The organism is Maricaulis sp., assembly GCF_030149515.1.
GTDB lineage: Bacteria > Pseudomonadota > Alphaproteobacteria > Caulobacterales > Maricaulaceae > Maricaulis.
The window spans coordinates 92127-112134 of sequence record NZ_JASBRI010000013.1 but is presented as its reverse complement, the minus strand read 5'-3'; the positions used below and the strand labels follow the sequence as shown (position 1 = coordinate 112134).

The 20008-nt window shown below is 65.1% G+C and carries 25 protein-coding genes and 1 tRNA gene; 9 read left to right on the top strand and 17 right to left on the bottom strand.

Annotation, left to right across the window (positions count from 1 at the left end; all coding sequences use genetic code 11):
- Positions 1-32 precede the first annotated feature (32 nt).
- A complete protein-coding gene (locus Q1U94_RS05785) occupies positions 33-533 on the bottom strand; it encodes a DUF3576 domain-containing protein (RefSeq protein WP_300542648.1) in 501 nt (166 codons plus the stop codon).
- A 264-nt stretch (positions 534-797) separates the two neighbouring features.
- On the opposite strand from Q1U94_RS05785, the gene Q1U94_RS05780 reads away from it, so the two are divergent.
- Positions 798-2024, top strand: coding sequence for a porin (locus Q1U94_RS05780; protein WP_300542647.1), 1227 nt, complete (start codon positions 798-800; stop codon positions 2022-2024).
- 153 nt (positions 2025-2177) lie between these two features.
- Positions 2178-2570, top strand: coding sequence for an NtrZ family periplasmic regulatory protein (locus Q1U94_RS05775; RefSeq protein WP_300542646.1), 393 nt, complete (start codon positions 2178-2180; stop codon positions 2568-2570).
- On the opposite strand, the gene Q1U94_RS05770 is transcribed toward Q1U94_RS05775, so the two are convergent.
- Entirely contained in the window at positions 2542-3177 is a 636-nt protein-coding gene (locus Q1U94_RS05770; protein ID WP_300542644.1) for a thiamine phosphate synthase, read from the bottom strand. The two genes, Q1U94_RS05775 and Q1U94_RS05770, sit on opposite strands and share 29 nt — an antisense overlap.
- Between Q1U94_RS05770 and Q1U94_RS05765 the strand changes: the two genes are divergently transcribed.
- The gene (locus Q1U94_RS05765) at positions 3176-3853 is read left to right on the top strand and encodes a YggS family pyridoxal phosphate-dependent enzyme (protein WP_300542643.1); all 678 of its coding nucleotides are present in this window, start codon (positions 3176-3178) and stop codon (positions 3851-3853) included. The genes Q1U94_RS05770 and Q1U94_RS05765 overlap by 2 nt on opposite strands.
- A gap of 4 nt (positions 3854-3857) precedes the next feature.
- On the opposite strand, the gene Q1U94_RS05760 is transcribed toward Q1U94_RS05765, so the two are convergent.
- Positions 3858-4358 carry a L,D-transpeptidase family protein gene (locus tag Q1U94_RS05760; RefSeq protein ID WP_300542642.1) on the bottom strand — a complete coding sequence of 167 codons (501 nt, stop codon included), beginning with the start codon at positions 4356-4358 and terminating at the stop codon, positions 3858-3860.
- Positions 4359-4613: 255 nt separating this feature from the next.
- Between Q1U94_RS05760 and Q1U94_RS05755 the strand changes: the two genes are divergently transcribed.
- A complete protein-coding gene (locus Q1U94_RS05755; RefSeq protein ID WP_300542640.1) occupies positions 4614-5300 on the top strand; it encodes a response regulator transcription factor in 687 nt (228 codons plus the stop codon).
- A gap of 9 nt (positions 5301-5309) precedes the next feature.
- Here the strand turns inward: Q1U94_RS05755 and xth are convergent, their stop codons facing one another.
- From xth to Q1U94_RS05725, 6 genes are all read right to left on the bottom strand, one after another.
- Positions 5310-6122, bottom strand: a complete 813-nt coding sequence (gene xth / locus Q1U94_RS05750; RefSeq protein ID WP_300542639.1) for an exodeoxyribonuclease III — start codon at positions 6120-6122, stop codon at positions 5310-5312.
- A 24-nt stretch (positions 6123-6146) separates the two neighbouring features.
- Entirely contained in the window at positions 6147-6755 is a 609-nt protein-coding gene (locus Q1U94_RS05745) for a hypothetical protein (protein WP_300542637.1), read from the bottom strand.
- Between the two features lie 303 nt (positions 6756-7058).
- On the bottom strand, positions 7059-7739 hold the full coding sequence (locus tag Q1U94_RS05740) for an outer membrane lipoprotein carrier protein LolA (RefSeq protein WP_300542635.1): 681 nt from the start codon (positions 7737-7739) through the stop codon (positions 7059-7061).
- 46 nt (positions 7740-7785) lie between these two features.
- Complete coding sequence (locus Q1U94_RS05735) at positions 7786-8628, bottom strand: hypothetical protein (protein WP_300542634.1); 843 nt, start codon at positions 8626-8628, stop codon at positions 7786-7788.
- A 96-nt stretch (positions 8629-8724) separates the two neighbouring features.
- A complete protein-coding gene (locus tag Q1U94_RS05730) occupies positions 8725-9429 on the bottom strand; it encodes a glutamine amidotransferase (RefSeq protein WP_300542633.1) in 705 nt (234 codons plus the stop codon).
- Positions 9430-9542: 113 nt separating this feature from the next.
- A complete protein-coding gene (locus tag Q1U94_RS05725) occupies positions 9543-11948 on the bottom strand; it encodes a DNA translocase FtsK 4TM domain-containing protein (protein WP_300542631.1) in 2406 nt (801 codons plus the stop codon).
- A 107-nt stretch (positions 11949-12055) separates the two neighbouring features.
- On the opposite strand from Q1U94_RS05725, the gene Q1U94_RS05720 reads away from it, so the two are divergent.
- A complete protein-coding gene (locus Q1U94_RS05720; protein WP_300542629.1) occupies positions 12056-13330 on the top strand; it encodes a UbiH/UbiF/VisC/COQ6 family ubiquinone biosynthesis hydroxylase in 1275 nt (424 codons plus the stop codon).
- Here Q1U94_RS05720 and Q1U94_RS05715 read toward each other — a convergent pair whose 3' ends face one another.
- The 5 genes from Q1U94_RS05715 to Q1U94_RS05695 form a co-directional block, all read right to left on the bottom strand.
- Complete coding sequence (locus Q1U94_RS05715) at positions 13331-13849, bottom strand: DsrE family protein (RefSeq protein ID WP_300542627.1); 519 nt, start codon at positions 13847-13849, stop codon at positions 13331-13333.
- 86 nt (positions 13850-13935) lie between these two features.
- A complete protein-coding gene (locus tag Q1U94_RS05710; protein ID WP_300542626.1) occupies positions 13936-14238 on the bottom strand; it encodes a DUF971 domain-containing protein in 303 nt (100 codons plus the stop codon).
- A complete protein-coding gene (locus Q1U94_RS05705) occupies positions 14238-14438 on the bottom strand; it encodes a Trm112 family protein (protein WP_300542624.1) in 201 nt (66 codons plus the stop codon). The genes Q1U94_RS05710 and Q1U94_RS05705 overlap by 1 nt, the downstream gene beginning before the upstream one ends.
- A gap of 10 nt (positions 14439-14448) precedes the next feature.
- A complete protein-coding gene (gene trxA, locus Q1U94_RS05700) occupies positions 14449-15363 on the bottom strand; it encodes a thioredoxin (RefSeq protein WP_300542622.1) in 915 nt (304 codons plus the stop codon).
- Between the two features lie 61 nt (positions 15364-15424).
- Positions 15425-15946 (bottom strand): prolyl-tRNA synthetase associated domain-containing protein, encoded by a 522-nt coding sequence (locus Q1U94_RS05695; protein WP_300542620.1) that lies wholly within the window; start codon positions 15944-15946, stop codon positions 15425-15427.
- A gap of 121 nt (positions 15947-16067) precedes the next feature.
- Between Q1U94_RS05695 and Q1U94_RS05690 the strand changes: the two genes are divergently transcribed.
- Positions 16068-16142: transfer RNA gene (locus tag Q1U94_RS05690), tRNA-Gly, on the top strand.
- A gap of 46 nt (positions 16143-16188) precedes the next feature.
- Here Q1U94_RS05690 and Q1U94_RS05685 read toward each other — a convergent pair.
- From Q1U94_RS05685 to Q1U94_RS05675, 3 genes are all read right to left on the bottom strand, one after another.
- Positions 16189-16350, bottom strand: coding sequence for a hypothetical protein (locus tag Q1U94_RS05685; RefSeq protein ID WP_300542618.1), 162 nt, complete (start codon positions 16348-16350; stop codon positions 16189-16191).
- Positions 16351-16544: 194 nt separating this feature from the next.
- On the bottom strand, positions 16545-16931 hold the full coding sequence (locus Q1U94_RS05680) for a helix-turn-helix transcriptional regulator (protein WP_300542617.1): 387 nt from the start codon (positions 16929-16931) through the stop codon (positions 16545-16547).
- Between the two features lie 7 nt (positions 16932-16938).
- Positions 16939-17925: a LysR family transcriptional regulator gene (locus tag Q1U94_RS05675; protein ID WP_300542616.1), complete on the bottom strand. Its 987-nt coding sequence runs from the start codon at positions 17923-17925 to the stop codon at positions 16939-16941.
- Positions 17926-18002: 77 nt separating this feature from the next.
- Between Q1U94_RS05675 and Q1U94_RS05670 the strand changes: the two genes are divergently transcribed.
- Genes Q1U94_RS05670 through Q1U94_RS05660 form a run of 3 tightly spaced genes read left to right on the top strand, consistent with a single transcriptional unit; the run spans position 18003 to position 19782 of the window.
- Positions 18003-18641, top strand: coding sequence for a hypothetical protein (locus Q1U94_RS05670; RefSeq protein WP_300542615.1), 639 nt, complete (start codon positions 18003-18005; stop codon positions 18639-18641).
- Entirely contained in the window at positions 18638-19240 is a 603-nt protein-coding gene (locus tag Q1U94_RS05665) for a GNAT family N-acetyltransferase (RefSeq protein ID WP_300542614.1), read from the top strand. The genes Q1U94_RS05670 and Q1U94_RS05665 overlap by 4 nt, the downstream gene beginning before the upstream one ends.
- A complete protein-coding gene (locus Q1U94_RS05660) occupies positions 19237-19782 on the top strand; it encodes an isochorismatase family protein (RefSeq protein ID WP_300542612.1) in 546 nt (181 codons plus the stop codon). The genes Q1U94_RS05665 and Q1U94_RS05660 overlap by 4 nt, the downstream gene beginning before the upstream one ends.
- Positions 19783-20008: the final 226 nt, after the last annotated feature.

Here is a 20008-nt window from a genome sequence, read left to right as displayed (position 1 = left end):
ATCTTGTCTCGCAGCGAAGCCGGTCTGCGCGCCTAGTCTTCCAGCTGGGAAATGCGCAGCTGGCGGGCGCGGGTCAGGATCGCGTTCTCGATATCGTAGGAGGTCTGTTCGCTGGTCTGGGCATCGATCCAGCCGCCCGATTCCTCGCGCACCTGGCGGAAGACATTGACGGCCAGGGCATCGGCGCGCAGCCGCGTATCCAGGATATAGACCGTGAGCTTGAAGCGCTCGGTCGGCATCTGCGGGTTGGCATACCAGTCGGTGATGATCACGCCGCCGAACGGATCCACTTCGGCCAGGGGCATGAAGGAAATCGTGTCCAGGCTGGCGCGCCAGAGATAGCCGTTGACGCCAATCCCCTCGACCTCGGTGACACGATTGCCGCCCAGCGGATTGGGCAGGGAGGGCAGGCGCAGACCCGAGCGCTGCTCGCTCGCGGTGGCCGACTCTTCTGCCGCATCGTTCGACGCACAGGCGGGCACAAAGAGAATGGCGGCAAAAAGGGCCACTCCAAGAATCCGACGGTCGGGCATATGCCGAGACTCCTTCGAAACTAACGGCGGTTACACGCGGGAGAACCGTGAGCGCGGATGCGCTCCTTGCTTGAACGGTTTGTATAACATGCGATGCCGCATGCGCCAGCGCCGAAAGGCACCCCGCACAACCGTGGCACCAGAGCAACAATTGCTCGCGAAGACGTGAACGGACGGGTCGAGGCGCTTGACCGGCGCGGCCGCTTAACTTCCTGTAAGGCGCGACGTCCGGGGGGACGGGGCCGATCGGCGGGACCGCGAGCTATGGTGCGGACATCAAGCGCGATATTTGTCGCAGCGCTGTCCGGAGCACTTGCGGCCCCGCCGGCATTCCCCCAGGGCAACGGTTTTTCCGGCGATAACGGTTTCGACACGCAGACGGCACGGCTCGTGCTGGATGCCGGAACGGTGGTCCGCGCCGGCGATGGCGATGCGGCCCTCCTCTACGATATCGACGGCCACATCGAATTCGAGAGCTTTACCGGCCGAGGACGCCGCTATGGACTGGTCCTGGGCGGACGGCTGCGGCGCGATACGGGCCGGCGCGCCTGGGGCGGGCTGGCTGGCGATTGCCCGCCCGATACGGGCGGTTGTCCCGATGTGGCGGGACCTGTGTCCGGCTTTCGGGCGGCGGGGCTCCCTGCGGGTGGCCCGGAAACGCGCGGCACGCTGGATACGGCCTATCTTTTCTACGACACCGGCTGGGGAGAGGTCCGCCTGGGGCGGGCCGACGGCGCGGCACGGCTCGATCCGGCAGCCGGGCCTGCGGCCTTTCGCCTGACCCGTGCCGATGGAGGCCGGGTCAATACCGGTCTTCTGTCCGGGGCCCGGACGATCAGTCACATCTCCGGCCAGGATTTCAAACTGGTCTTCCGATCCGTCGCCCTGGGTCAGGAAAGCAGTGTGGGCACGCTGCGCCTGGCGGCGTCCTTCACGCCGTCCGTGCGCGATTGCGGCGTCGATGCCTGCGCCCGCGAATACGGTCCGGCCGGTCTGGTCAGCCCGGTCTTCGACGATGTCTTCGAGCTCGGCGTGCACTATGCGATCCGCCGGGGCGGGCATGAATGGGAGGCCAGCGTCTCCGCGGCTAAGGGCGAGGATGCCACCGGCCGCCCCGGATCCGGCGCCCTCGAATCCCTCGATGCCGGTCTGTCATGGACCCGCGGTGCCTGGTCCGCGGGCGTACGCGGGCTTGCGGCCAACAATGGTCTTGGGAACGACAGGGGCTACACGGCGTGGGCTGTGTCCGCAGGGTATGAGACGGGGCCCTGGCTGTTGACGCTGGAGCATGCGGATTTCAGCGACAATGCGGTGCATGTCGACGGGGATAGCTGGCAGATCGGCGGATCCCGCCTGATAGGGCAGCGCTGGATAGCCGGTGCCGGTGTGCAGACGATGACCCGGTCCGGGCCGGTCGCGGTACCCGGCGGGCGCGGTCAACAGGACCGCGACACGCTTGGCGGGTTTTTCGAACTTGGCTGGCAGTTTTGACAAATCCGCCACAGGCCGCCGGATTTTGTATGTGCGGCGGCAGAATCTTCTTGGGGTGGATCCGGCTGATGCGATAAATTGGACCCGTGTGAGGGAGATGTAGCCATGCGTCGGCGGGCACAACCGTTTGACATGATTGGTAGAAAAGCGTCCGTGGCCGTTCTGGCGACGGCCCTCTGCCTGTGCACTGCACCGGCCATCTCCCAGGAAGCCGATGCGCCGACCGAAGCGGAAACTCCCTGGTACGAAGCCTTCACCCTGTCGATGAACGAGGCGCCGCATCCCGGACTGGCGGAAATCGAGACGTTCGACTGGCAGCCGTCCGGCGGCCGCTGGGGTATCACGCTGGGGATTGAGGAACATTCCGACACCCGGTTCCAGCGCGACGATCTCTCCGCCGGTGCCTTTGTCAATCTGGGCGATCGCTTCCGTCTCGGTGGCGAACTGCGCTTTGCTTCGCCGGACAGCGAATATTTCACCCTGCGCGAGCGTGACGAGGACCGGCGCGAGCCGGAAATCAAGTTCGAGTCGGCCCTGCGCTTCTGATCGCGCCGACACAGGCAATTCCCGAAAAACCGAGATTTTCAAGCCGCGCCGCCGTCTGCGTATTGACGCCGCCGAGTGCGTAAACCGGAAGTGCGGCCCGCCGTGCGGCGGCGGCGGCGGCCCACAGCCCTTTCGCGCGCCCGGCACTGGGGCTGGCACTTGGAAAAACGGGCGAAAACAGCGCGGCATCCACCCCTGACGCCCGGGCCCGGGCCAGCGCGAGCGGCGAATGCGCGGCTGACGTAAAGGGCCGGCGGTCGCCGCGGCAGCGCCGGGCAAAGGCCTGGGCCAGCCGGGTCTCGGGCCAGTGCAAGCCGGCCGCGCCGATCGCGTCAGCCAGCTCGGGATCGGCGGAAACCAGCAGGACGAGGCCGCGTTCACGGGCGATGGAGGCGAGTGCGCGGCCGGTCTCGAACCGGTCATCGGCGCCGAAATGCCGGTAGATCAGACCGCTCCCGGGCTCCAGGCCCGCGGCATACCCGGCCGCGTCCGGTGTCCGGGCGGGATCGGTCAGCGCAATCAGGGGCGGCAGGGCGCCCGCCGCGCTGCCGCGAACCCGCATGGCCTGTCTTGCCAAGCGTTGCACTGCGTCATATGGCGGCGTCATGACTGCCTCCTCCGATATCGCCCGCCGCCGCGCGGCCCTCATGGACACGATCGGTGACATCGCCCGCCAGGCCGGGCGAAAGCCGAGTGATATCACCCTGGTGGCGGTCTCGAAACGCCAGAGCGATGCCCGTATCGACGCGGCCCTGACCGCGGGCCAGCGGGTTTTCGGCGAGAACCGGGTTCAGGAGGCCCAGGCACGCTGGCAGGACCGGCGCGGTCACTGGCCTGACCTCGAATTGCGGCTGATCGGCCCGCTTCAGACCAACAAGGCTGCGGAGGCGGTCGCGCTTTTCGATGTGATCGAAACCCTGGACCGGGACAAGCTGGCCAGGGCACTGCGCAAGGAGATGGACGCGCAGGGCCGCACGCCGCGCCTGTTTGTCCAGGTCAATACGGGTGAGGAGGAACAAAAGTCCGGCGTGCTGCCGGCGCAGACCGCCGGTTTCGTGGCCCGCATGCGCGAGCAATACGGGTTCGATATCGACGGGCTGATGTGCATTCCGCCCGTCGAGGAGCCCGCCGGTCTTCACTTCGCCCTGCTGGCCAAGCTCGCCGCCGAAACCGGCCTGGCGCGGCTGTCCATGGGCATGAGCGCGGACTTCGGGACCGCTGTATCCCTGGGCGCCACCTCGGTGCGGGTGGGCACGGCCCTGTTCGGCAGCCGCGAAAACTGACGCCTCAGGCAATCGTCAGTGTGTCCCCGGGTCTGGCCGCCGCCAGGAGCGTCCGGACATCCTGCGGGTCCAGCGCGATGCAGCCCTGCGTGGGTTCGTAATCGCCCCGTTTGCAATGCAGGAAGATGGCCGATCCGGCGCCGGGCACCGGCGGATCGTCATTGTGACCGAGCACCAGAACCAGATCGTAGAGGCCGTCCTCGCGCCAGAGGTCTTCATGGGATGCGGGATAGGGCTTTCGAACGGGCCGGTTATAGGCCGGGTCGGCCGGGTCGTCGCACCAGCCGTCATCGGGACGGATCGCCCGCACCGGCAGCGCCGTTTCCGGCAGGTCGCCGCGATCGGCCCGGAACAGCACGCGGCGCAATGCATAGCGCCCCAGGGGCGTGGCGCCGTCGCCTTCACGCTTGTCTGACGCCTCCGTGATGCCGCCCTTGCCCAGGGCTGCGCGTACGGTGCGGCCACCGAGTTCGAACTGTCCCGTGCGGGTGACTTGCCAATCCATGAGGCCAGCTTAGATGGAAGAGAGGTGGTCGGCGAGGAACGCGTCGTGCGGGCAAAATGCACACAGGCATCCTCCTCGCCTCCCCCACCACGGATGGGTGTCCGGCAGGCGGACTCGGGCCGTATCAAGCAATTCCGGGACCAGAATGGGAATGATAAATACAAGGCCGGCCGGTGCGACAGAGCAGTTCTTGCCGGGCAATTTCTGCCGGCCGGCAGGATTTGCCTTGCGAAACGAAATGGGCATGATCGTCTCATGAGTGCACAAAAATCGATTCTGATCGTCGATGACGACGAGGATCTGCGCGAGGCTCTGGTAGAGCAGTTCGCCCTGCACGAGGAATTCCGGACGCTCTCTGCAGCAACCGCGGGTGACGCGATGTCCCTGGCGAAGGCGGAACGCGCCGATGTCATCCTGCTGGATGTGGATCTGCCGGACATGGACGGCCGCGAGGCCTGTCGTCTGATGCGCAAGAACGGCATTTCCTCGCCTATCGTCATGCTGACCGCGCAGGACACGGATGCCGACCAGATCCTCGGTCTGGAATCGGGCGCCAACGACTACGTCACCAAACCGTTCAAGTTCTCGGTCCTGCTGGCGCGGGTGCGGGCCCACATGCGATCGCACGAGCAAAGCGAGGATGCGGTCTTCCAGATCGGTCCCTACGAGTTCCGTCCGGCCATGAAACTCCTGCTGACAAGCGAGGAGAAAAAGATCCGGTTGACCGAAAAAGAGACCAATATTCTCAAATATCTCTACCGGGCCGGCGGCAAGCCGGTTCCGCGCGACGAGCTGTTGCACGAGGTCTGGGGGTACAATCCCGCGGTGACCACCCACACGCTGGAAACCCATGTCTACCGGCTGCGCCAGAAAATCGAGCCGGATCCGGCCCATGCGCGGCTGCTTGTGACGGAAAGCGGCGGATACCGGCTGCAGAGCTAGGTCTTGAGGCTAGCCTGCGATCTGCAGCACCACCGGTGCGTGGTCGGACGGCTTCTCCCAGCCACGCACGTCTTCCCAGATCCGGAACGCCTCGCGGCCGCCGGCCAGGGCTCGCTCGCGCACGGCCGGGGCGGCCCAGATGTGGTCGAGGCGGCGGCCGCGATTGGCCTTGCGCCAGTCACGGGCACGATAGCTCCACCAGGAATAGAGCTTCTCCTCCATCGGCACGAGTTCGCGGGCGATGTCAGTGAAATTGCCGGCAAGGCGGATGCGTTCCAGCGCGTCGGTTTCCACCGGTGTGTGGGAGACGACCTTGAGCAATTGCCTGTGCGACCAGACGTCGTGCTCATACGGAGCGATGTTGAAATCCCCCACCAGCACCAGCGGCGGATTCTCGGCCGAACGGCCTTTGAAATAGGCTTCGATGCGATCGAGGAAGGCCAGCTTGTGGGCAAAGCGCGGATTGACCGCCGGATCGGGCTCGTCACCGCCGGCTGGAATATAGAAATTGTGCAGCTCGATGCCGTCGACCGTCACACGCTGGTGCCGGGCCTCCGACTTGGGGCACAGCGCCTCGTCGGACAGGTCGTCCAGCGGAAGTTTGGAAGCGATCGCCACACCGTGCATCCCCTTCTTGCCGCGCACATGGAAATACCTGAACCCCATCTCCCGGAACTCGGCCTCGGGAAACTGCTCGTTCTGGCACTTGATTTCCTGCAGGCACAGGACGTCCGGATCGGCCTGGCGCACCCATTCGGCCACGAGCGGTGCGCGCAGGCGCACGGAATTGATGTTCCAGCTGGCAAGGGTCAGGGCGGTCATCGGCAGGTCCTGTCAGGTCAAATGTCAGAGAATGTTGTAGGTTGCGCCGGCCAGGCCGACCGGCCAGCGGCCGCGCGCAAAAAGCCGCCAGCGGGCCAGGAAGGGGTGGGGCGGTTCGTCGCCCTCGGCTTCGGCGAGGACAACCAGAGCGGCGCCGTTGGCCGCCTGGGCCAGAGCCCCGGCAGCGGCGTGAACGAGGGTCATATCCTCCACATCGGCTACGGCAGCGGCATCCTCGATCGCGTCGCGGGCCGTGTCGCCGGTCTTCTGGGCGACCAGGGCCAGGGCGGCGCCGACGGCCTGTTCGTCCAGCCGTTCCAGAGCGCGCGAGACAAGGCCCGTGCGCAGCATTTCCTCGGCTTCCCAGCCCATCGGATCGGTATCGAGACTTTCCGCCGCTCCGGCCGCCTCGTCCCAGCCGGACAGGAGGGCGGGTTCCGCCTCGGGAAAGCCCAGACCGTCGAGATAGGTACGGGCGAGGTCCTTTTCGCGATCGTCCAGCGGTTCGCCCAGGCGGGAGAACCAGGTGTTCGCGTTGAGGCTCTCGGCAAAGGCCTTGGCCTTGTAGAGGAGCGGGATTTCGTCGAGCAGGCGCGGGATGTCCGCGTCTTCGGGGTCGTCGGTGAATTGCATGGATCGTATGTAGCGAGCCCGGGAGGGAATGCACAGGGGGAAGACCTGAATTCGCCGCCTGGATGCAAATTGCGCCCGGTCTCGAGGGGGAGGAGACCGGGCGCAAAGCCGTGCGCGTGATTTTTCAGCGCAGCGCCGGGAGGGGATCAGTCCGGCGCGACTGAGGTCAGGATCTGCAAGCGGGGGGACGACGCCGATCCATTTGCCTCTCAGTCAGCGTTACAATAACGCCACAGCGCCCCGGTTTCTGCAAATAAAAAATGAGAAAGAATTTGCCTGTGATGAAAAAACATCAGTGCGATGTCAGCGCCCCCGGCGGGAGTCGCGGCGGTCCTCAGCTTCCGGGATCACGAAGAGGCGCGGATTCAGGCGAACTCCGGTCTCGACATCGCTGAGGCTGACACGGGTTATCTCGCCCAGCGCGTCGGTCACGAACCATTCGCGCAATTCGTAGTCGGGTTCGGCGAAGACGAACATGATCTCGCCCTGCATGTCTCCGCTCGGATCGCGCAGGGTCAGGTACAAAAAGCCGTATTCGCTTTCCAGCCCGACAATCTCGGCATCTTCGGCGATGTCGATATCGCCCTTGAGGAGCCACCAGAGCGGGGTCGAACGCAACGGGACCCGGTCGACGGTTTCCAGCGCCCGGTCCTCGATTGCGACTGTGGTGCCATCGGCAATGACGCGGATCGGACTGGGGTCGTCATACTCGAACCGCAGCCGGCCCGGCCGTGCCATGGACAACACGCCGCCGGCCGCCGACCCGTCGGGTGCGACCTGGTTGAACCGGGCGCGCAGTGTCCCGATCGAATTGAGATAGGCGTTGATGTCCGCGAGTACGGCATCCCGGTTCAGCTCCGGTTCGGCCTGAACCTCCGGCACTGTTGACGGATCGGCTGGAACTGTCCGTTCGGACGCAGGCGGTTCACTGGCCGGAAGGGCATCCTGCTGCAGCAGGGCGAGGGAGAAGAGCAGCGAAATCATGCGCGCAAGCTGGCCCGGGATTTTGTCCTGAGCAAGGCCGCAATGTTCATTCCGGCGTCATCGGTGCGGAGGCCTGTTCCGGACAGCCGATACGCCAGGCCGAGACGGCGCCGGGTTCCCAGTGGGGGATTAGGAGACGACCGTCGGCAATGAAGATGTCGTTCATCATCACCGGTTCGTCGCGCCGGTCGAAAATCAGCTCCCGGCCGCGGTCTGCCCGCCAGAACCAGACCTGTCCCGGCCACTGGCTGATGACATAGCCGCTGCGCGTCGCCCGCGCGATCCCGTCCGCATCGGGCAGCCCGTCTGCCAGAACGCGCAGCGACCGGTCTGCCCAGTCCACCGCAAGCAGGGTGCCGGCCCCCATTGTGGTGACAAGCAGGCGTTCCGGCTCGGCCAGCAGCCCGTTGACACCATCCAGCGCGTCGTCTTCCAGCCAGATCGACCAGCTGCCGTTCTCGAATACATAGATCCGGCTGCCGCGGCTGTCGGACACGAAAAGCCGTCCGTCGTGAACCGCGATGTCGTTGAGTGCGTTGGCTCCGGTGACGGTGTGGCGGGCAAGAACAGATCCGTCGGGAAATGCGATCTCGACGACTGCGTCGATGTCGGTGACGAAAAATCGCCCATCCAGGATCGCCAGCCCCTTCGGGGCGTTGAGGCCGGAAACCCAGTTCCGGACGACAATCTGCCCGTCCGCGTCCAGCCGGGCCAGATAGCCCTGACCATTCCGTTCGGTTCCCCCGCCGCTGACATTGGAGACCACAAATCCGCCCCGGCCGTCAGAGATAACGCTCTCCGGGTTGTCCAGTCCGCCGGTGTGCCAGAGCCGGGTGAAATCCGGGGTCTGGGCCGCCAGGCAGAGGCCGGTGACGATGGAAGTCAGCATGTGTGTCCCCCTCGCTTTGCGGCAAGTTTAGGTCACGGCCGGACACAACAGGGCTAAATCCGGGTCAGGATCGTCACAAGCCCGTGAGAAATATTGTCAGGCGGGTAATGCGAGCTCGGCCAGCCACGCCCGCGCGACCTCACCGGCCTTCTTCGCCAAACGCGGGCCGTAGAGCTCCGCATCGCGCCGCAACTGGGCGATATCCGTGCCGGCCGCGGCCAGCTCGGCGGCGTGTCCGATCAGCCAGGGCTCGATCGGCCCGGCCCCGGCCTCGGGGTGGAACTGAAAGCCGAGAGCATAATGGCCGAGACTGAAGGCCTGGTTTTCGCAGACATCTGTCAGGGCCAGGTGCGTTGCCCCCTTCGGCAGGTCGAACGTGTCGCCGTGCCAGTGCAGCGTCATCGGATCGTGGGCGAAGGGGGCGAGACAGGAATTGTGGCCCGAAACGGTCAGTTCGACCGGACCGAATCCGATCTCGCGCACCCTTGCCGGATAGATCCGCGCGCCCGCAGCGCGTGCGATCAGCTGGGCGCCCAGACAGATGCCGAGCGTGGGACGGCCGGCTGCGAGACGTTTCTCGATGACGGCCAGCTCGGTCTTCAAGACAGGATAAAGAGCGTCCTGGTCGGCCCCGATAGGTCCGCCCAGGACGATCAACAGGTCGGGGTTGGCGCGGGCGAGATCGTCCGGATCGCCACTCGCATCCCAGTATTTCAGCGCGTAGCCCGTATCGCGCAGGGCGGGTGCAAAGGCCCCGGCGTCCTCGAACGCCACATGACGAATGGCGAGTGCCGTGCGCATTGTGTCCTCCCGGTCGTGTCGGCAGCGACTGGCACCCGGGCGGTGGCCGGGGTGCAGATGCCGCGAGCCCAGTCTACGCCCGGCGCGGCTTGCGACAAAGTCCCGCGGGCGCCTTACGCCCCCTCATTTTCCGGCAGGAAAATCTCGCGGCGGCCGGCATGGTCGGCGGGGCCGATCATGCCTTCTTCCTCCATCCGCTCGATCAGTGTCGCCGCACGGTTATAGCCGATCTGCAGGCGGCGCTGGATATAGGAGGTCGAGGCCTTGCGGTCGCGGGCAACCAGGGCCACGGCCTGGTCGAACAGGTCGTCGCCCGAGCCTTCATCGCCGCCGCCCAGGCCGGGAATACCGTCCTCGTCGTCATCGCTGCCGGCCGTGACCGCATCGAGATATTCCGGCGCGCCCTGCTTCTTCAGGAAGGCGGCGACATCCTCGACCTCGCGGTCGGAGACGAAGGGGCCGTGCAGGCGGCGCAGACGACCGCCGGAGGCCATGTACAAGAGGTCGCCCATGCCCAGAAGCTGTTCGGCGCCCTGTTCGCCGAGAATGGTGCGGCTGTCGATCTTGGAGGTGACGGAATAGGAGATCCGGGTCGGGAAATTGGCCTTGATCGTGCCGGTGATGACGTCCACCGAGGGGCGCTGTGTGGCCGTGACCAGGTGGATGCCCGCGGCGCGGGCCATCTGCGCCAGGCGCTGGACCGCCGCCTCGATCTCCTTGCCGGCGACCATCATCAGATCGGCCATCTCGTCGATCACCACGACGATATAGGGCATCTTTTCCGCGTCGATCGTCTCGGTCTCGAAAACCGGTTCGCCGGTTTCCTTGTCATATCCGGTCTGGACCGTGCGCGAGAGCGCTTCGCCGGTCTTGATCGACCGGGCTACCTTTTCGTTGAAACCGGACACATTGCGCACGCCGATCTTGGACATGCGCAGATAGCGGCTTTCCATTTCCCGCACGGCCCATTTCAGCGCGACGACGGCCTTCTTCGGGTCGGTGACGACGGGGGTCAGTAGGTGCGGGATGCCGTCATAGACGGAGAGTTCCAGCATTTTCGGATCGATCATGATCATCCGGCACTCTTCCGGCGGCAGCCGGTAGAGCAGGGAAAGGATCATGGCGTTGATACCCACCGACTTGCCCGAGCCGGTGGTCCCCGCGATCAGAAGATGCGGCATGCGCGCCAGATCGGCAACGAAAGGCTCCCCGCCGATGGTTTCGCCCAGCGCCAGCGGCAGCTCCGCCTTGGCCTCCTCGAAGGCCTTGGAATTGAAAAGCGCGCGCAGGAAGACGGTTTCGCGCCTGGAATTGGGCAGTTCGATCCCGATCGCATTGCGCCCCGGCACCACGGCCACGCGCGCGGCCGTGGTGGACATCGACCGGGCGATATCGTCGGCCAGATTGATGACACGCGAGGATTTGACGCCAGGCGCGGGCTCGAACTCGTAAAGCGTCACGACCGGGCCGGGGCGTACCTGGACGATCTCGCCTTTCACACCGAAGTCCGAGAGGACGCCCTGGAGAAGTTCGGCATTCTGGCGCAGCGCCAGCTCGTCGACGGCATCGTTGCGCAGGGCGGGCTTGGTCAGAAGGTCGAGACGGGGCAGCTTGAAACCGTCGGACTTGACGAAGGGCAATGCGCCCTGGGCCTCCCGGACATCGCGGCCGGACGGTTTCGGCTTGCGCCCGGCGGCCACCCGCACGGACTGGCCGGGCATGTCTTCCGGTGCACTCGCCTGTGCGGAAGCCGCGCCGCCGTCTTCCGCGGCCCTCATGGCGCGGCGCAGCACGGGCTCTTCGCGTACCGGCGCGGCCTTCGCTGCCATGTCTTCGCCTTCCCGGCGCAGGCCCGAGACGCGGCCGAGCAGGGTATCGGCCCAGACCCGCAGCGTGGCCCAGACGAGCCCGGCAGCATCGACGGCCGCCGTCAGGTCATGCGAGCGAAGACCGAAGGTGAAGAAGATGCCGGCGATCGAGAGGATGAGTGCGAAGGCGGCGGCAATCCCCGTGGGCGCCGGCAGTTCGAACCGGGCCGGTAGGGCAGCCAGCGCGTTCAGGAGGATGTCGCCCAGGGCCCCGCCCAGGCCCGAGGCAAAGGGCCAGGCATTGGGCACGGGCAGCGCGCTCACTGCCGCTGCAAACCCCGCCGTGCCGATGGCCGCGAACACCCAGCGCAGTCCGGCGACGGAGCGGGTGCGAGGCCGGGGAATGCGCCAGATCATGATGCCGCCCCAGATGGCCAGGGCAATGGCGGGCCCCCCGGCCGCCCAGCCCAGCGCCTGCAGAAGTGTGTCCGACACGGAGGCGCCCGGGCGGCCCATCCAGTTGCGGATCTCGCCATCGGCCGCAACATTCCAGCTGGGATCGAGCACATTGTGCGACAGGAGCGCCGCCAGCAGGAAGAGGCCGGCGGCCAGCATCATGCTGCCGAAGAGCACATCGAAGAGGCGAAGACGCCAGCGGGGCTTGGACGCACGCTGTCCGGCCCCGGCGTCGGTGTCGGCTTTCCCACTCATGCTACTGTCACTACCCCTCAAGTCTTCCCGCGCGGTAAACAGAGGTTAATACCGCTGCGGCGGACTGCCCGCTTTTCTCGCTACGCAAACCCCGTATGGTGCGTTCCATGACAAGCGAACCACTCTTTGATGGCGATGTTGTGATCGCCGGCGGCGGTCTGGCCGGTTTGACCCTCGCCCTGGCAATGGACCAGGCCGGGCTGAGCGTCGCCGTGGTCGACGCGCTGGAACTCTCCGAGCAGCTGGCGCCGGAATTCGACGGCCGCGCCTCGGCCCTGGCCTATACCTCCTGGCGCATGTTCGAGGCGCTCGGCGTGGCGGAGCATCTGCACGAGCACGCCCAGCGGATCGAACATATTCTGGTCTGCGACGGCCGGCCCTATGGCGGGACCAGGCCGGGCGGACCCGGCCCGCACACCCTGCATTTCGACCGCCGCGAAATCTCCCCCGGAGAGGACGGCGAGCCGCTGGGCTGGATGGCCGAAAACCGGCGCTCGCGCCAGGCCCTGGTCAGGGCCTTGCAGGCCAGGCCCGCGATCAGACTCTTCGCTCCGGTCAAGGCAGATTGCTATGAACACTGCCAGGGCGGGATCGATCTGGTGCTGGAGGACGGTGCACGGCTCAGCGGCAAGCTTCTGGTGGCCTGCGACGGGCGGTTTTCGCGCCTGCGGCGGCAGGCCAAGGTGCGCACCACCGGCTGGTTCTACGGACAAAAGGGCATCGTCGCCACGGTGCGCCACGCCGAGCCGCACAATGGCACGGCCTATGAATACTTCCTGCCGGCCGGGCCCTTCGCCATCCTGCCACTCACCGACAATCGAGCCTCCCTGGTCTGGACCGAAGCCGACACTGTCGCCGATGCACTGAAAGACGCACCTGACGAGGTTTTCCAGCAGGAGCTCGAAGACCGGTTCGGGGATTTTCTGGGCGAGGTGCGCGTGGAGGGGCCGCGTTTCACATATCCGCTCGGGCTGACCTATGCCGAGGAATTCTGCGCCGACCGGATCGCCTTTGTGGGCGATGCCGCACGGGGCATTCACCCGCTGGCCGGCCAGGGCTTCAATCTGGGCATCCGCGACGCCGCTGCACTGGCGGAAGTTTGCGGTGAGGCAAAGCGTGTGGGGCTCGATATCGGCGCCGTCACAACGCTGCGCCGCTATGCCGACTGGCGCAAGTTCGACAGCGCCACGCTGGCGGTTGGCACGGACTTCTTCAACCGATTGTTTTCCAACGATTTCGATCCGCTCCGCCAGATCCGGGGTCTGGGTCTCTCGCTCGTCGACAAGATTCCGCCGGCGCGCCGGTTTTTCATGCGCCAGGCCGGCGGTGAGACCGGCGATCCGCCCCGGTTGCTCAAGGGGCAGCGCCTGGATGCGGCGTGATCAGAACGGGTTCAGGGCATAACCCTCGCTGTGCAGAACGGCGTGTGCAGTCATGGCCGAGAGCGCAAGACTGACACCGGGCTGGAGATCCTCCGGCGTCACATCGTACCAGGCCGCGCTCTGACCGCAGACAATGATCTCGACGCCGTGTTCGTTCAGCGCTGCAACCAGGCCGGCATTGGCTTCGCCGTCCCCGACTGTGACATCGTGAACAGCGGCGCCATGAATGACGACCGCGACGTGGATGTCTTCGGCGGGGATGCCGGCGGCCGCATGCATGTTCAGGAAGCGGGCGGCGCTGGTCAGCGTGCTGTTGAGTTCGCCGGTCTCCGCCCGCGTCGAAATGTCGAAACGGATCCTGAGAACTGTGCCTTGCGGTATCGGCCGATCGTAGTCGACTTCGGCCACGGGCCCGAATTCGGGGATCAGGATGCCGGGTTCGAAAGCGTCCGGGCCGGCCAGGGCGGCGCCGGTCAGCGCGCTCAGCGAAACGAGGGTGGCAGATGCGAGACGGAACATGAGGCACTCTCCTTGTGGACGGGCCAATCTAGGTCGACTCGGCCAACATGTCGCCTGCTGCCCGCCGCCGCCGGCCCGCGTCCCGGCTAGTTGCCGCTTTCGCCCAGCGCGTGGAGATAATCCCAGGTGAAAAGACCGGAATCGTGACCGTCGTCGAAAATCAGGCGCACGGCATAGCGGCCGACAGGTTCGGCTCCGGTGACAAGGACATTTTCCTTGCCGGTGACGGTCTTTTTCTGGTCCGGACCATGACCCTGAACCTCGGCGCTGGGGCTTTCCACCCGCAGTGTCTCGAAGGGGATGATGCACGCCTTGCCGTCATCGAAAGCAACGTGCAGCGCCTTGTCGGTCTTTGAAAATCGAAGCTCGGTCGGCCAGGGCCTTGCCATCAGTCGCGCTCCAGCTTGCGCGCCTCGTCGGGAAGCATGATCGGAATCCCGTCGCGGATCGGATAGGCGAGGTTGGCGCCTTCCGAGATCAATTCCTGGGCGTCGCGATCATAGGTCAGCGGTCCGCGGGTGACCGGGCAAACCAGGATTTCCAGCAGTTTCGGATCGACGTCCCGGCGTTTCGTATCGGCTTCGCTCATCGCCATTTCCTCACGAGAACAGGATCGCGGACAGGCGCCGGCGGCCTTCGCGGGTCACTTCGCTCATCGGTCCGGCCGCGTCGAACACTTTCAGGAGCAGGGTGCGCGCGGCCTGATCGTTCCACTCTCTGTCGAGCGCGGTAATGGCGATCAACTGATCGACGGCGCCCTTGTGATCGCCGGCGCCGACCAGGGCCTCGGCGAGGTCATATCGCGCCTGCAGATCGGACGGATTCTCGCCGACCTTCGCCTTGAGAACGGCGGTTTCGCTGTCGTCGACGGGTTGGCCGGCGGCAAGCTCCAGCGCGGTCCTGGCGGCCTCCACGGCCGGATCGTCGGCCCGGTCTTCGGGAACGTGGCCGAGAATCTCGCGGGCCTTGTCGGTATCGCCATTCTTCAACCAGACGCGGGCAAGGCCTGCCAGGGCGCCGGGATGGCCCGGATCCGCCTGCAACACCGCCGCAAAATCCTGCGAAGCCCCGCCCAGATCGCCGTTTTCCATGGCGGCCAGGCCACGCTCGACCGTGCCCTTCAGCTCGGCCTCGCCCGGACCCTTGCCGGAGATGCGCTGGATGAAGTCCTTGATCTGGCTCTCCGGCAGCGAGCCCATGAACCCGTCGACCGGCTGGCCGTCCTTGAAGGCGAATACGGCCGGGATGGACTGCACGCGCAATTGCTGCGCGATGCCTGGATTCTCGTCGATATTGATCTTGACCAGCCGTACCTCGCCGCCGGCATCGTGTACGGCCTTCTCGATCACCGGTCCCAGCTGGCGGCACGGACCGCACCAGGGCGCCCAGAAATCGACGATGACCGGAACTTCACGGGACGGTTCAACCACGTCCTGCATGAAGGCCTGGTCGCTGGATTCCTTGACCAGTTCGTCCGGGGCGGCGGCGCTGTTGAGGCCGAAATTCTCGGTCATGACCGTATCCTTGTTGTATGCTGGCCCCTAGTTGGACGTGTCGGCGGCGCGATGCAAGGCGTCACTGCGCCGCGGCATCCTCGTCGTGCAGGCGCGCGAAATCGAAAATCTCCACTGCATGCCCGGTGTCCTCGGCAAAACGGATCAGATCGCTGCAGCTCACGGCGGTCGTCGCATCATTGGAGAGCGGATGAAAATTGACGGGGTCGTGCCGGGTCAGGGCTTTGTCGAGCACGAAACGGACCCGCCCTTTCGTATCGTTGATCAGGGCGAAGGCGGTCACCGAACCGGGGCGCACACCCAGCGTTTCGTAGAGCACGTCTTCCTTTCCGAAGGAGAGCCGGCCGCAGTTCAAGTGCCGGTGCAGCCGGTTGATCCGAACCTGGGTTTCGCCGAGCGCAGAAACCAGCACGATCTCCCCCTTCTTGTCGGCGAGGAAGAGATTTTTGGTATGCCCGCCGGGCATTTGCGCCTTGATCGCCCGGCCTTCCTCGACGGTGAAGACGGGCGGATGATCGACCGTGGAATGGGCGATGCCCAGGGCGTCGAAGCGGGCGAAAAGATCAGTACGGGTCGCAGGCATGATTCTGTTGAAGCGCGCTGCGCCGCGATGTGCAAGTCGACGGAATCAGGTGCTTGCAATTATCCGGCGTTTGCGCGATATACCCCGCTCCCCGGCGGGGCCTTGCCCCCGTCTTTCGTGAGCGGGCGTAGCTCAGGGGTAGAGCGTCACCTTGCCAAGGTGAATGTCGTGAGTTCGAATCTCATCGCCCGCTCCATTTTCTCCTAGTTTCGACAGTTCGGACCCGGCCTGCAGGGGCGGCGCTAAGACAGCGATAGCTCGCGCAGGCGGACATAGAGTTCGTGGCGCGGGTCCCTGTAGCGGACCGCGGGCTTGCGGCCGGGTGCGAGCAGATGGGGCAGGCCGAGGCGTACCAGGGCCGATCCGGGCATCTGCGGCCTGAAAGAGTTGCGGTGGGCTTTCATGGCGGGCCTCCCTGGGTTGACGGGAAGCAGTATTCCGCTGCGTCAAGGCACAGGCAGGACCGCAGGGTGACGATTTCGCGGCTGCACCGTTCATCTGGCGCACAGAAAGACACGCCGGCCACAAGCCGGCGTGTTCCGCCTCTCAACCGAGATAGGGATGTGGATTACCCGGCGGCAGGCGCCGGGAATCCGGACTAGGAAGCCAGCGAACGCAGCAGGTCGATGACGCGGCGGCGGACGGTCTGGTCGGTGATCGCCGAAAAGGCCGAGGCCAGGGCGAGGCCGTCCGGGCTGGCGATGAAATCGTACAGCGTGTCGGAATCATTGCCCTTGAGTTCGGACGAACCGTCTTCTTCGAGGCCTTCGAAGAAGTAGGACACGGGAACTTCCATCACCTTGGCGACATGGAAGAGGCGGCTGGCCCCGATCCGGTTGGTGCCGCGTTCATACTTCTGGACCTGCTGGAAGGTCACGCCCAGCTTTTCGCCCAGCTCGGACTGACTCATTCCCATCAGGCTACGGCGCAGCCGCAGACGGGCTCCGACGTGCTGGTCGATACTGGTAGGGCCCCTGGCGCTCATGGCTTCCTCACGGTTGTGGTCTTATAACGTCTATGTCGCAGAACTCGCTCGGGTGACAGAATTCTTCGCGAAACCATGGATTGTTTTTACGATCGAACAGGTCCGCAATCCAGTCACCTACACACTTTATTCTGCCTATTTCCTGGCTTCCAGGCATATATTTGAGCCAGAATCTGATGTCCTCGTGGAAATCGTAGTCCAGAACAACGAGTTCCTCCGGATACAGAGCGGCCAGGTAAGTTGGCGCCATGGCTATGCCTCCACCATGGCGGATGGTTTCAAACAACACCGAACTGAGATCTGTCCGAAAGGAATATTTAATAAGCGAATCCGCCGCTTCGGCCTGCTGGCCCCAGAGAGCCAGGGACCGATCATACTGTTCGAGTGTCAGAAAACGCAGGTTCATCACGTCGGTAATCGAGCGCGGCGCACCGTAGGTGGTGATGAATTCCCGCGAGGCCACCGGCATGTAATGTAGCGTGCCCAACAGGCTTGCCTGTGTATCCATGGCCTTTTCAGGCACAAAGGTGATGGCCAGTGACGCGGCATTCTCGCCGGTCGTGGCGGACTGGTCGCCCACGAGTTTCAGATCTATGGCCGGGTGCGCCCGTTGAAACTCGGGAATGTGCCGGGCCAGCCAATAGGTCGACAGCCCGTCCGGCCCCCGCAGCACCACCTGCCCGGCCAGCGCCCGGTCACGGCCTGCAACCCGGGTTTCGAGTTGCTGCGCGGAACGCTGCATGGTCAGGACGTAGTCGAGTGCAGTCTCGCCGGCAGGCGTGAGCACAATGCCGGCCGCCCGGCGCTCGATCAGCTGGCTGCCGAGGCGGGCCTCCAATTGCCGCATGCGCTTGGATACGGTGGATTGCTGGCAGCCGAGTGCCGCCGCGGCCGCACTCATCGAACCGGTCGACGCCACCGCATGGAAGATCTGCAGATCGTCCCAGTCGAACAGGTTTCGCCGCAGATCGCTCTCTGATTCCTGACTGATCACTATTCCAACTTTGACGAAGTCGCGAACTGCGCGCGGTGTTAACGAACGAGTAACCAATATGACAACGAGGACGGACAATGCCGACTCAGCAGGGTCAGCTTAACCACGCCGATGCGGGGTTTCAATTTCCGCTCGACCGGCTCGACCGTGCCTTCGGATCCTTGGACTTCGAGCCGGTCACGCTGGACCGGATCGAGGAATTCCATGCGCTCGCCGACGAGCTTATCGACGGGGAAATCGCCAGTGCCGAGGACATTGCGCGCGTCCAGGGCTGGACGCGCCGCTCCTTGCACATGCGTGTTTGGAATGGCCGCCCTGACGGATTTGTTGCATCCATTCCGCTAAGCCAGAAAGGCGTTGACGCGCTTTTCGCCGGCAAGTTCGGGTTTGCCAATGCCGAGCGCGACTGGGTCTGCGGGCTGGAAGAAAAAGCGGCCGCCCTGCTGTCCTGGGGCCTGGCAGGCCGTAATCCGCATGCCCAGGCGGCGGCTCTGCGCGCACTGCTCGTGGGATGGCGGGGTTTCTATTCCGACGTCCGTGTCTATGCGCGCGCGCGCTCGACGGAAGGCAAGGCGCTCATGCGCCGGCTCGGCTTCGAGATCTGCGGATACCCGGATGGCGTTAGTCCCTTGTACGGCAGCACCGGTTTCCCGGAGAAGCTGGGCGGGATGCTGTTGAAGCGTACGGTGCTGGGCGAATGGGAGACAGCCTCGTGAAAAACGTGATAGCCGACAGTCTGAAAGTGACGGTCGCGCGAACGCTCGACCAGGTGGTCATGGCGATGACACTTCGCGGCGTCATCTATCTGGGCGAGCAGCAAGCTCCCTACACCGAGGAGTATGACGGGAACGACCTGGTCGGCGCTTCGCATCTGATCGCCTGGAAGGACGAGGAGCCGGTCGGCGTGCTGCGTCTGCGCTGGTTCGCCGATTTCGCAAAGGTGGAGCGCGCGGCCGTGCTGGAACGCTATCGCCGCGACGGGGTCATGCGCCTGTTGATGCAGGAGGCCCTGCGCTATGCCGCCCGGCGCGGCTATCGCAAGGTGATCGGCCATGCCCAGCTCAACCGGGTGAAGTATTGGCGTACGCACGGCTTTCGCGTGCGTGAGGACCGGCCTCATTTCTTCTTTTCCGACTATGAATATGTCGAGATCGAGCGCAAGCTGGTGCCTCCGGCCAATGCAATCACGGACGCGACCGATCCCATGGTTCTGATCCGTCCGGATGGCGACTGGGACCGGCCCGGACCGTTTGACCGCTCACTGGAGCGGTTGCAAAACTCGGCCGGGAAGAAGAAAGCCGAGGAGGCTGCATGATATCCGCCGCACCCTGCCTGATCCTGCTCGATTGCCAGCGCGACCAGGTTGAGCGCCCCGAGGGGGGGATCGATCCGGAGAACCGCGATGTCATAAAGCGTATCGCACGCCTTCTCCAGCAGGCGCGCATGGACGGCTGGCCGGTCTTTCACTGCCAGTACGCCGGGGAGCAGCCGGCTGCGGCGCGCACGCCCATCGATGCCCTGCGTCCGAATGCCCGCGAACCCGTATTCGTGCGCCGCGGCCTGTCGGCCTTTACCGACAGCTATTTCCATCAGGTCCTTGCGCGCAATGCCGGCCGCACCTGTCTTCTCGTCGGTTTCTCGGCACCGTTTTCGGTGCTGGCGACGGTTTTCGATGCGCAGACCCGCGACCACGAGCTGAATGTGGTGCCGGAGGCGGTTGGTACGCTGGCGGTTGCCCCGCGCACGGTCGGGGAAACCCGGGCTATGGCGTTCGACCTTATTGGCCGGCTGTCACCCACGACGGACTGGGACAGCGTGTCGCAGGCCTGGCTGCGCGCGCCGGTCCAGGCCGAATAGCCTCACGACAGTGTGACCGGTGACGGGCTTCCGTCCGTCCGGATATGCGCCATATCACCGGCGTGGCTGGCATCCTGCGGCCGCATGGCTGTGGAGGATATCTCGCGAATGGCCCGGTCCACCTCATTGACGATCGCCCGTGCGATTTTGACGATTTCTGTGGTGGCGTGGTCTTGGATTCCGCCCGCGGATTTCTACATAGGATAACAGAGTGGCCACCCCGCTG

What these genes read in the sequence shown, in the direction of transcription:
- Q1U94_RS05680 (WP_300542617.1), bottom strand. Translation starts at nt 16,931, where the DNA reads ATGAGCGCCAGGGGCCCTACCAGTATCGACCAGCACGTCGGAGCCCGT.
- Q1U94_RS05760 (WP_300542642.1), bottom strand. Translation starts at nt 4,358, where the DNA reads ATGGATTGGCAAGTCACCCGCACGGGACAGTTCGAACTCGGTGGCCGC.
- Q1U94_RS05695 (WP_300542620.1), bottom strand. Translation starts at nt 15,946, where the DNA reads ATGCCTGCGACCCGTACTGATCTTTTCGCCCGCTTCGACGCCCTGGGC.
- Q1U94_RS05730 (WP_300542633.1), bottom strand. Translation starts at nt 9,429, where the DNA reads ATGCGCACGGCACTCGCCATTCGTCATGTGGCGTTCGAGGACGCCGGG.
- Q1U94_RS05785 (WP_300542648.1), bottom strand. Translation starts at nt 533, where the DNA reads ATGCCCGACCGTCGGATTCTTGGAGTGGCCCTTTTTGCCGCCATTCTC.
- Q1U94_RS05685 (WP_300542618.1), bottom strand. Translation starts at nt 16,350, where the DNA reads ATGAAAGCCCACCGCAACTCTTTCAGGCCGCAGATGCCCGGATCGGCC.
- Q1U94_RS05735 (WP_300542634.1), bottom strand. Translation starts at nt 8,628, where the DNA reads ATGCTGACTTCCATCGTCACCGGCCTCTGCCTGGCGGCCCAGACCCCG.
- Q1U94_RS05705 (WP_300542624.1), bottom strand. Translation starts at nt 14,438, where the DNA reads ATGAGCGAAGCCGATACGAAACGCCGGGACGTCGATCCGAAACTGCTG.
- Q1U94_RS05740 (WP_300542635.1), bottom strand. Translation starts at nt 7,739, where the DNA reads ATGATTTCGCTGCTCTTCTCCCTCGCCCTGCTGCAGCAGGATGCCCTT.
- Q1U94_RS05670 (WP_300542615.1), top strand. Translation starts at nt 18,003, where the DNA reads ATGCCGACTCAGCAGGGTCAGCTTAACCACGCCGATGCGGGGTTTCAA.
- xth (WP_300542639.1), bottom strand. Translation starts at nt 6,122, where the DNA reads ATGACCGCCCTGACCCTTGCCAGCTGGAACATCAATTCCGTGCGCCTG.
- trxA (WP_300542622.1), bottom strand. Translation starts at nt 15,363, where the DNA reads ATGACCGAGAATTTCGGCCTCAACAGCGCCGCCGCCCCGGACGAACTG.
- Q1U94_RS05715 (WP_300542627.1), bottom strand. Translation starts at nt 13,849, where the DNA reads ATGTTCCGTCTCGCATCTGCCACCCTCGTTTCGCTGAGCGCGCTGACC.
- Q1U94_RS05745 (WP_300542637.1), bottom strand. Translation starts at nt 6,755, where the DNA reads ATGCAATTCACCGACGACCCCGAAGACGCGGACATCCCGCGCCTGCTC.
- Q1U94_RS05720 (WP_300542629.1), top strand. Translation starts at nt 12,056, where the DNA reads ATGACAAGCGAACCACTCTTTGATGGCGATGTTGTGATCGCCGGCGGC.
- Q1U94_RS05755 (WP_300542640.1), top strand. Translation starts at nt 4,614, where the DNA reads ATGAGTGCACAAAAATCGATTCTGATCGTCGATGACGACGAGGATCTG.
- Q1U94_RS05660 (WP_300542612.1), top strand. Translation starts at nt 19,237, where the DNA reads ATGATATCCGCCGCACCCTGCCTGATCCTGCTCGATTGCCAGCGCGAC.
- Q1U94_RS05710 (WP_300542626.1), bottom strand. Translation starts at nt 14,238, where the DNA reads ATGGCAAGGCCCTGGCCGACCGAGCTTCGATTTTCAAAGACCGACAAG.
- Q1U94_RS05780 (WP_300542647.1), top strand. Translation starts at nt 798, where the DNA reads ATGGTGCGGACATCAAGCGCGATATTTGTCGCAGCGCTGTCCGGAGCA.
- Q1U94_RS05725 (WP_300542631.1), bottom strand. Translation starts at nt 11,948, where the DNA reads ATGAGTGGGAAAGCCGACACCGACGCCGGGGCCGGACAGCGTGCGTCC.
- Q1U94_RS05765 (WP_300542643.1), top strand. Translation starts at nt 3,176, where the DNA reads ATGACTGCCTCCTCCGATATCGCCCGCCGCCGCGCGGCCCTCATGGAC.
- Q1U94_RS05770 (WP_300542644.1), bottom strand. Translation starts at nt 3,177, where the DNA reads ATGACGCCGCCATATGACGCAGTGCAACGCTTGGCAAGACAGGCCATG.